Source organism: Microcystis sp. M_OC_Ca_00000000_C217Col (assembly GCF_007095585.1).
Classification (GTDB): Bacteria; Cyanobacteriota; Cyanobacteriia; order Cyanobacteriales; family Microcystaceae; genus Microcystis; species Microcystis panniformis.
The window spans coordinates 19458-28403 of record NZ_SFBV01000193.1; the positions used below are offsets into that span (position 1 = coordinate 19458).

Below are 8946 nucleotides of genomic sequence, written 5' to 3' on the forward strand. Positions count from 1 at the left end.
ATTATCTTTATTTTAAACTATGTCTCTATTTGATTGGTTTGCAAATCGCCAAAAAACAGAACCCAAGGTTCAACAACAACAGGAACGAGAAATAGCCGATGGTTTATGGACAAAATGCCCAAATTGCGGCGTTTTGGCCTATACGAAGGATTTATTAGCTAATCAACTGGTGTGTCTCGATTGCGGTCATCATAATCGGGTGGAAAGTGAAGAAAGAATTCGCCAGTTAGTGGATGCTAATACTTGGAATTGCCTCGATGAACAGATTCGACCGACGGATCCGCTCAAATTTCGCGATCGGAAAAGCTATAGCGATCGCATCCGAGAAAGCCAAGAAAAAACCGGTCTGACGGATGCTGTCCGGACGGGAATGGGGACGATCGATGGTTTACCCTTAGCTTTAGGGGTGATGGACTTCCGTTTTATGGGTGGTAGCATGGGATCGGTGGTGGGAGAAAAACTCTGTCGTTTGACGGAACGAGCTACCGATGAAAGTTTACCCCTGGTGATCATCTGCGCTTCCGGCGGGGCGAGAATGCAGGAGGGAATGTTAAGTTTAATGCAGATGGCCAAGATTTCTGGCGCTCTTAACCGGCATCGGGAGGCAAAATTACTGTATATTCCCGTCTTGACTAATCCCACCACGGGAGGAGTCACGGCCAGTTTTGCCATGTTGGGAGATATTATTATCGCTGAACCGAAGGCTACTATCGGTTTTGCCGGTAAACGGGTAATTGAACAGACTTTGCGCGAGAAATTGCCGGAAGGGTTCCAAACATCGGAATACTTATTAAAACACGGGTTTGTCGATGCGATCGTTCCCCGTACCCATCTCAAGAAAACCCTCGCTCAATTAATTAGTTTACATCAGCCCTTTTTCCCCTTGTTATCCCCCCTCAACAGTCATCATCACTACAGTCAACCAGAGTTAATCCCCCTGAAAACAGCCCAGGGACAAACAACAGTTTAATCCCTGTAAGACGGCACTGGAGTTGAAAGTCTGAGCATTTGTACTAAATTCACCCGATAGGCAGTTTAAATGTAGTACAGCTTACTTAACTGGGTTGACAGCGATCGCAAAGTCCAAAAAATTCGAGAGTATGGTAATAAACCTTGAATTGGTGGGATTTTTCGAGTTTTTCTTCCAATTCATGAACGGGACACTCATTAAAGACGATAGACCGACCGCAATGAATACAGGTAAGATGGTGTTGATCCTGCTGAACGGAACTGTAGAGGGATTCTCCTGTGGCTAGGGTTCTCACCTGCACTGCACCCTGTAATTTTAGGGATTCTAGGGCGCGGTAAACAGTGGCTAACCCCATGTTTTGGTCACGCTGACGGAGTTCCACAAACAATTCCTGAGCGGATACTGCCCGATTTAAGGTTTTGAGTAAGTGGATAATGCGCTCTTGCGATCGGGTGCGTTGGGATTTCATATCAAAAAGGTCAGCGATCAAAGTTAATTCTATGCCAAAAAATTATCAGTGCTGTATTTATGTTACTCTGCGCCCTTCGGTTCTCGATCCGGCGGGTACAGCGGTAGAGTCGGGATTAAAGCAATTAGGTTATGATACTGTGGCCGGGGTGCGAATTGGTAAGTATATTGAGCTTACCGTGACAGCAGCGGACGAAACCAGCGCCCGCGAACAATTGGATCAAATGTGCGATCAACTATTGGCTAATCCTGTAATTGAAAATTATCGCTTTGATTTGCATTGTCAGTAGATAGAAGTCAGAAGACGGGAGGTAGGGCAAATAATTAAAATTTATCTGTCACCTTCTGCTAAAAAACTTAACCAAGTTAAAAATTATGAAGTTTGGGATTATTGTTTTCCCCGGATCGAATTGCGATCGAGATGTGGCAACGGTGACAGAGGGTATTTTTCAGCAACCCACCCGCTATATTTGGCATCAAGAGACGGATCTAGGGGATGTGGATGTGATTGTGGTGCCGGGGGGATTTAGTTACGGCGATTATTTGCGCTGTGGTGCGATCGCTCGATTTTCGCCAGCGATGAAAACTGTCCGAGAAGAAGCCGAAAAAGGTAAATTAGTTTTAGGCATCTGTAATGGTTTTCAGGTATTAACGGAAATTGGGCTGCTACCCGGTGCGTTAATTCGTAATCGCGATTTACATTTTATTTGTGATCGAGTGCCGGTAAAAGTGGAAAATAATCAATCTGTCTGGACGCGAGGCTATCAACCACAACAGGTGGTTAATTTGCCGATTGCTCACGGGGAAGGGCGTTATTATGCCGCAGAAGATACGTTAAAATCTCTGGAGGATAACGGACAAATTCTCTTTCGTTACTGTACTCCCACAGGAGAGGTAAATGAGTCGGGAAATCCCAACGGTTCGTTAAATAATATTGCAGGAATTACCAATAAAGCAGGAAATGTGCTAGGAATGATGCCTCATCCCGAACGCGCCGCCGATCTGATGCTCAATTTGACCGATGGGAGTCTGTTATTTCAGGAGTTGATCAATTGTTGTTGACTAGACCTCTTGTAAAAATCAAAAATTGTTGTTAGGGTCAGGAGTCAGTAGCCGGTCGTCAGTAGTCAGGAGAATTAAAAATGAATAATAATCAATTAAATGGTCTATTTACCGACTTTAGGCAATTTAATCCTTATTTTTGCCCTTTTTCAACCCTCAAGTAGTTGGGTTTTTGGGGTTTTGGGGTTTTAGTTGAAATTTCCCTGATAACTGATAACTTACCCACTGATAACTGATAACTGATAACTTACCCACTGATAACTGATAACTGATAATCCTGTGGCTGTTTTAAAAGATAATCGGGCTACCGTCCAAAAAGTTCTCTGGATCACCCTACTGCTGAACATTTTGGTTATGGCGATCAAAGCGGGGGTGGGTTTGAGGATTGGTGCTTTAAGTCTGCAAGCGGATGCTCTCCATAGTGTCACCGATAGTGCCAATAATGTCTTGGGATTAGTAGCGATGCGGTTTTCCTCTCCCTATCCAGATCGAGATCATCCCTACGGACATCTGAAATACGAAGCGATCGGAGCTTTAGCGATCGCCGCATTTTTGGGGATTGCCTGTTTTGAAATCTTGCAAGGGGCGATCATGCGTATTATCAAAGGAGGAAAACCTGTCGAGATTGCCGGTCCGGAATTATGGCTATTAATTATCGTTTTAGGGGTGAATATTTTTGTCACCTATTATGAAAGATCCGTGGGGCAGCGTGTCGGTAGTCCGATTTTGATTGCCGATGCTAGGCATACCATGAGTGATGTGTGGGTGACAATTACGGTTTTATTGGGGTTAGTTGGGGTTTGGGTGGGCAATACGGCTAATATTCCCCAATTACAATGGTTAGATGTGATTTTGTCCTTTCCTGTCGCTTTTTTGGTGTTTAGCAGTGGTTGGAAAGTCCTCAAGGAGAATTTACCTTTGTTAGTGGATGAAATGGCGATCGCTCCTGAAGTGATTCATCAAATTGTCTTGGAGGTGCCGGGGGTGCTTAATTGTCATGCGATCGCGTCTCGGGGAGTGGTGGGAAGACAGGTATTTATAGAAATGCACCTAGTTGTCTCCGCTCAAGATGTGGAAACTGCTCACGCAATCACGGAAGCGGTGGAAGCAAGATTAAGCCAACAATTTAGCCCTGTGAGAATTTTAATTCACGTTGAACCGCCGGATTATCACTCTGATCGGATCACTTTTGATGAAGAAGTGTGAAGCAAAAAAGCCTAAAATAAGTAGCGAACTTTTGCTAGAGGTGGCCATGACGACGGAGAATCAAGCTAGAAGCATAGTAGTTACTGGTGGAGCAGGATTTATCGGCTCGAATTTTGTTCATCATTGGTGCGAGAATTATCCTGAGGATCGTGTCATTGTTCTCGATGCTCTTACCTATGCGGGCAATTTGAATAATTTAGGGACACTGAAAGATAGAAAGAATTTCCGTTTTCTGCAAGGGGATATCTGCGATCGAGCTTTAGTTGATGAATTATTTGCTGGTGAAAATATCGATACGGTTGCTCATTTTGCCGCCGAATCCCATGTGGATCGATCGATTCTTGGTCCTGGAGCTTTTGTGCAAACTAATGTGGTGGGAACTTTTACTCTATTAGAAAGTTTTCGGCAACATTGGTTAAGTAATCATCAACCCGATAACTATCGTTTTCTGCACGTTTCCACCGATGAGGTTTATGGCAGTTTAGGAGTAGATGATCCGGCTTTTACCGAAACTACTCCCTATGCGCCTAATAGTCCCTATTCTGCCTCAAAAGCGGGGAGTGATCATCTAGCGAGAGCTTATTTTCACACCTACGGAATGCCGACAATTATTACTAATTGTTCTAATAATTATGGTTCTTATCATTTTCCTGAAAAGTTAATTCCTTTGATGTGTATTAATATTCTTTTGGGTAAACCTTTACCCGTTTATGGTGATGGTCAAAATGTTCGAGATTGGTTATATGTGCGGGATCATTGTCAAGCTTTAGATACAGTTATTCACAAAGGCAAAGCGGGAGAAACCTATAATATTGGCGGAAATAATGAGGTAAAAAATATCGATTTAGTCAGGATGTTATGTGAGTTAATGGATGAATTAGCTCCCGATTTACCCGTGAAACCTGCTCAGAATTTAATTACCTTTGTTAAGGATCGCCCCGGACATGATCGCCGGTATGCTATTGATGCCAGTAAAATTCGCACTGAATTAGGTTGGCAACCTCAAGAAACGGTAGAGGGGGGATTAAGAAAAACCATTCAATGGTATCTCGATCATCGGGATTGGTGGCAACCTTTGTTATCCAAAGAATATCAAGAGTATTATGGGAAAGTTTACGGTTAGAGAGGGGTAAAAACTAGACCTCTTGTAAAAATCACAAATTGTTGTTAGGGTTAGGAGTCAGTAGCCAGTAGTCAGTAGAATTAAGAATGAGCATTAATCAGTTAAATGGTCTATTTACAGATTTTATGCGATTTAATCCTTATTTTTGACGTTTTTGAACCCTCAAAAATTAATTATGCAAGAGGTTTAATTTAATCTTAATTTCGGGTGTGTTAGCCAAAACTAACACACTTCAACTTTGTACCTCACCATTAAGATATCGGCGTTATGGCTCTTCGGTTTGTGTTATGCAATGGACGGGAGTTATAAGGGATGGAACCCTTATATAGAAAGGCATTTAGCGATTTTTGTTAATTGTTTTTTTCTAGAGCGAACTAATCAATCCATACCAAGTAACGAAGAACCGGCGTTATTTTCAATAATAGCCAATGGCTGCCGACCGTTTCCTCGATCGCCACTTGTGGAAATACCACCGGGATGAGTTAGAATCTGAAAGGAGAATTTTTGAGTAACCATGATCAAATTACGTCTAAAACGCTTTGGTAAAAAACGCGAAGCCAGTTATCGTATCGTTGCGGCCGTTAGCACCAGTCGTCGCGATGGTCGTCCCCTAGAGGAATTAGGATTTTACAATCCCCGCACCGATGAAGTGCGTCTGGATGAGGAAGGAATCATCCGACGCTTACAACAAGGAGCGCAACCGACGGACACCGTGCGCAGCATTCTCACCAAACAGAAAATTTTCGAGAAAATCAATGCCTAGTACCCCCAATTATCTCGAACTGGTGAAATTTATTATCGAGCCGTTTTTGGAAGAGCCGGCCAGTCTGAGATTGGATATCGAGCGCTGTAAGGAAAATGAACGTCTTTGGGTGCGTGTAGCCTTCGATGATGCCGATAAAGGCAAAGTTTACGGCCGGGGAGGACGCAATTTACAGGCGATTAGAACTACCCTAGAAATGGCGGCCGCGAGTGCGGGTCGCTCTCTTTATCTAGAAGTCTATGCGGCCGAAAATGAAGGCGAACAGCGCCGCACCCGTCGTTCTAATGGTAACTTTGAAGGTACGGAAAGAAGACCGAGCAATCGACGACCACCCGCACCCCGGCAGCTCAACAACTAACGAGCGATTTTAGGAAAACAGGGAAGGGGTTTCATCCTCGACCCTCTCCAGTTGCTCTAATTGCTGCCAAACTTTGGCGAGTAGAGTGGTTAATCCGGCTCCTGTTACGGCGGAAATAGTCAAAATCTCGGCATTGGTTATTTTAGCAAACTGCTTTTGATAGTTATCTATCGTTTCCTCGTCCACAGCATCAATTTTGTTGAAAACCAGTATTTGTGATCGCTTTTCTAAGCCTCGACCATAGGCGGCCAATTCTCCCTGGATAATTTGATAATCGGCGATCGGGTCTTCTGCTGTCAAGGAGACAAGATGAATTAACAGGCGTGTGCGTTCGATATGGCGTAAAAATTCATGTCCTAGGCCGATTCCTCGGTGCGCTCCCTCGATTAATCCAGGAATATCGGCGAATACCGTCCCGTCTCCTGTGGGTTTGCGTACCACTCCCAGGTTAGGGATAAGAGTTGTAAAGGGATAATCGGCGATTTTGGGACGAGCAGAGGAAACGGCGGAGATTAGGGTGGATTTTCCCGCATTGGGCAGCCCGATCAGTCCCACTTCTGCTAATAACTTCAATTCTAGGCGTAAATGGCGTTTTTCTCCGTCTAAACCGGGTAAAGCGTATTCAGGCGCGCGATTATTATTGCTTAAAAAGTGGCGGTTGCCTAATCCCCCTTTTCCTCCAGCAGCGACGATTAAAGTCTGTTCGGGAGTGACCAAATCGCCGATAATTTCCTCGCTATCGAGATTGTAAACCACTGTACCACAGGGAACTTTAATAATGCGATCGCTACCGTTGGCCCCGGTGCAGTTGTTCGGGCCGCCCCGTTTACCGTCATCGGCCTTAAAATAGCGACTATACTGGAAATCTAGCAGGGTTTGCAGGTTCTGAGTGGCCACGAAAATCACCGAACCACCTTTTCCCCCATTACCGCCGGCCGGACCGCCGGCGGGGACGTATTTTTCCCGACGGAAAGCGACAATTCCATCACCTCCCTTACCCCCTTCTACTTCTATTTCGGCGCGATCAATAAACTGCATAAGATTAAGTAATTAAAGTGAAAAAATGATCAAGCTCAAAGCTGTTATAGGTTAACATCTTGCCAATTTAAAGCTTCTGCGAATCCCTGAAAATGTTTGACATTGGTAGTAGCGATGACTAGATAACGGCTCGGATATTGTTTTTTTAATAACTGCCAATGAGCAAGAATAATAATATCTACGTCAATACAGGGTAAGCGCATCTTAACAATTCTTGACAAAATCAACTTTATGTGATTTGCTTATCCAGAGAGCGATTCAGGCATATTTGAGGAGAATTGGCCATCTCAATTGTTAAGCAAAAATCGACCAAATGTGAATATTTCGTAACTATTCTGATTGACTGGTATCACTTGAAATGCCCACACAGCAAGCGGTTCACAAAATTGGCTAATTGTCAATAGCGTTTGAGATGCTCTCACCCTGGGGGCAAAACCTTTACCCATGAGCTATTTCCTCGTTAATTTTCATGAACAACAGTGAGACTAAGGCTTAATTATAAATTATACAGAGGTAGCAGCGGCTAAGTCTGGGTACTGGCGGTGCGGGACGGTGCTATGGCGATTTCACTACCCTATTCAGAAATCTTTGTCAAGTACAATTTATACCAAATTAGATGAGCTTACCCTGATAATTTATCTATCTCTTTATACTAAACTAATGTGTATTAAGCCAGTGGCTTGCTTGTTCTACAAATACTGTGGCGTATTCTAAGGCAATTTGTGTTTGTTCCCTAGTTATTTCAATAACTTGATCATAATCTCCTAATTGTCGTAAATCATAGGTAATTCTTAACGCTTTTGATAGTTCTAATGGTAATTCCCCTGTTTGAATAAAATGTTGAGAAAATTGCTGTCGTACCCCTCGATGACTACGAGTATTGATATTTTTAACTATTAACAGAGCTTGGACTGTACAATAAATGGCATAATAGCAACGAGAAATACAAGCACGATAATAATTTTTTTCAAGTAATAGGGTGGCCGCTTCTAATTCTTCATTAGCTTGATTGATATAGGACGAAATTTGGTTTTGGTTCACAGGACAATCCCTTCTCGGCGAATATTGTCCATTAATGGGGTTTGTCGATGTACAAAGTCTTCATCGGCGATGGGAATCAAAGAAATGAAGGTATTATATTTAAGGTCTAGTTGAGTAGCGATGTCTGCCATCCGAATCACTTCATCTCCAGGGGAAATGGGGCCTTTTAATACGACCATAATATCAAGATCTGAGTCCTCATTGGCGTTACCCCTCGCTTGTGAACCAAAAAGGATGAGTTTTACTAACCGTTTTCCATAAAACTTTGCTAATTCTTGGCGAAATTCTTGTAGTATAGGCATTAGGGTTTGTAATTGAGCCATTGTTTTATTACCTAGAAATTATTGTATTTGGCAAAAAAATGTATTATGGTGGCCTGTGCTGATCGTAGCACTTCTAATTGATTTATGAGCATCACCGCCACCAGCGACTAACATCCCTAATACTTTGATACACTTCTCTTAAGGCAACCTCCCCCTCCAAATGAAGGATTAAAGGCGCTAAGTTGGAAATAGTTTCAAGGACATTGGAACGAGTGAGACTCCCCAAAGCCTGAAGGGTTGGGAACATCTCATTTTGGATTTTGGATTGGGGGATTGTCTGTGTGAACCAGTTTCAGGAGAAAACTTCCCATCTGTAGAAGGCGATTGGCGAAAATGGGATGCTCTCATCGCCTTTGAGGTTTTAAGTACCTAAGCAAAATTAATTACACATATCTAACCACCTCTTGCCTCTTGCCTCTTGCCTTTTGCCTTTCTTCACTAGGAAATTTATTTTGCACGACTACTTAATAGATTTGAGGTTGAAAATTATCAGGAATATCGAGTTCAAATACTTGGTCATGAATCCGAGCCACATAAAACCCTTCTTGCAGAATTTTTTCCCGTAATTCTGGGGATAAGTCAACCGATGCTAGT

At 43.1% G+C, this 8946-nt stretch carries 13 protein-coding genes and 1 pseudogene; 7 read left to right on the top strand and 7 right to left on the bottom strand.

What is annotated here, in order from left to right; genetic code table 11:
- Positions 1 to 19 precede the first annotated feature (19 nt).
- Complete coding sequence (gene accD / locus EWV66_RS11535; protein WP_052275660.1) at positions 20 to 970, top strand: acetyl-CoA carboxylase, carboxyltransferase subunit beta; 951 nt, start codon at positions 20 to 22, stop codon at positions 968 to 970.
- An 85-nt stretch (positions 971 to 1055) separates the two neighbouring features.
- Here accD and EWV66_RS11540 read toward each other — a convergent pair whose 3' ends face one another.
- Complete coding sequence (locus EWV66_RS11540) at positions 1056 to 1439, bottom strand: Fur family transcriptional regulator (RefSeq protein WP_002734059.1); 384 nt, start codon at positions 1437 to 1439, stop codon at positions 1056 to 1058.
- A gap of 31 nt (positions 1440 to 1470) precedes the next feature.
- Here EWV66_RS11540 and purS point away from each other — a divergent pair, with 31 nt between their 5' ends.
- The 4 genes from purS to rfbB all read left to right on the top strand — a co-directional run bounded on the left by purS (position 1471) and on the right by rfbB (position 4829).
- Positions 1471 to 1728, top strand: a complete 258-nt coding sequence (purS, locus tag EWV66_RS11545; protein WP_002794616.1) for a phosphoribosylformylglycinamidine synthase subunit PurS — start codon at positions 1471 to 1473, stop codon at positions 1726 to 1728.
- A gap of 85 nt (positions 1729 to 1813) precedes the next feature.
- Positions 1814 to 2500 carry a phosphoribosylformylglycinamidine synthase subunit PurQ gene (purQ, locus tag EWV66_RS11550; protein ID WP_052275659.1) on the top strand — a complete coding sequence of 229 codons (687 nt, stop codon included), beginning with the start codon at positions 1814 to 1816 and terminating at the stop codon, positions 2498 to 2500.
- Between the two features lie 279 nt (positions 2501 to 2779).
- The gene (cdf31, locus tag EWV66_RS11555) at positions 2780 to 3706 is read left to right on the top strand and encodes a CDF family zinc efflux transporter Cdf31 (RefSeq protein ID WP_052275658.1); all 927 of its coding nucleotides are present in this window, start codon (positions 2780 to 2782) and stop codon (positions 3704 to 3706) included.
- A gap of 46 nt (positions 3707 to 3752) precedes the next feature.
- Positions 3753 to 4829, top strand: a complete 1077-nt coding sequence (gene rfbB / locus EWV66_RS11560) for a dTDP-glucose 4,6-dehydratase (RefSeq protein WP_043995804.1) — start codon at positions 3753 to 3755, stop codon at positions 4827 to 4829.
- Positions 4830 to 5207: 378 nt separating this feature from the next.
- Here the strand turns inward: rfbB and EWV66_RS11565 are convergent, their stop codons facing one another.
- The gene (locus EWV66_RS11565; protein WP_287115964.1) at positions 5208 to 5345 is read right to left on the bottom strand and encodes a hypothetical protein; all 138 of its coding nucleotides are present in this window, start codon (positions 5343 to 5345) and stop codon (positions 5208 to 5210) included.
- On the opposite strand from EWV66_RS11565, the gene rpsP reads away from it, so the two are divergent.
- Both rpsP and EWV66_RS11575 read left to right on the top strand, forming a co-directional pair.
- Complete coding sequence (gene rpsP / locus EWV66_RS11570; RefSeq protein ID WP_002736858.1) at positions 5344 to 5592, top strand: 30S ribosomal protein S16; 249 nt, start codon at positions 5344 to 5346, stop codon at positions 5590 to 5592. The two genes, EWV66_RS11565 and rpsP, sit on opposite strands and share 2 nt — an antisense overlap.
- Positions 5585 to 5950, top strand: a complete 366-nt coding sequence (locus tag EWV66_RS11575; protein ID WP_002787845.1) for a KH domain-containing protein — start codon at positions 5585 to 5587, stop codon at positions 5948 to 5950. Before rpsP ends, EWV66_RS11575 begins: the two co-directional genes overlap by 8 nt.
- A gap of 9 nt (positions 5951 to 5959) precedes the next feature.
- Here the strand turns inward: EWV66_RS11575 and obgE are convergent, their stop codons facing one another.
- From obgE to EWV66_RS11600, 5 genes and pseudogenes are all read right to left on the bottom strand, one after another.
- The gene (obgE, locus tag EWV66_RS11580; RefSeq protein ID WP_002787844.1) at positions 5960 to 6988 is read right to left on the bottom strand and encodes a GTPase ObgE; all 1029 of its coding nucleotides are present in this window, start codon (positions 6986 to 6988) and stop codon (positions 5960 to 5962) included.
- A gap of 44 nt (positions 6989 to 7032) precedes the next feature.
- On the bottom strand, positions 7033 to 7209 hold the full coding sequence (locus tag EWV66_RS11585) for a hypothetical protein (RefSeq protein ID WP_221634927.1): 177 nt from the start codon (positions 7207 to 7209) through the stop codon (positions 7033 to 7035).
- Between the two features lie 436 nt (positions 7210 to 7645).
- Positions 7646 to 8029, bottom strand: coding sequence for a HEPN domain-containing protein (locus EWV66_RS11590; RefSeq protein ID WP_002787843.1), 384 nt, complete (start codon positions 8027 to 8029; stop codon positions 7646 to 7648).
- Positions 8026 to 8352, bottom strand: coding sequence for a nucleotidyltransferase domain-containing protein (locus tag EWV66_RS11595; protein ID WP_052275657.1), 327 nt, complete (start codon positions 8350 to 8352; stop codon positions 8026 to 8028). Before EWV66_RS11595 ends, EWV66_RS11590 begins: the two co-directional genes overlap by 4 nt.
- 464 nt (positions 8353 to 8816) lie before the next feature.
- Positions 8817 to 8946: pseudogene (locus EWV66_RS11600) on the bottom strand (DUF3782 domain-containing protein); the annotation flags it as partial.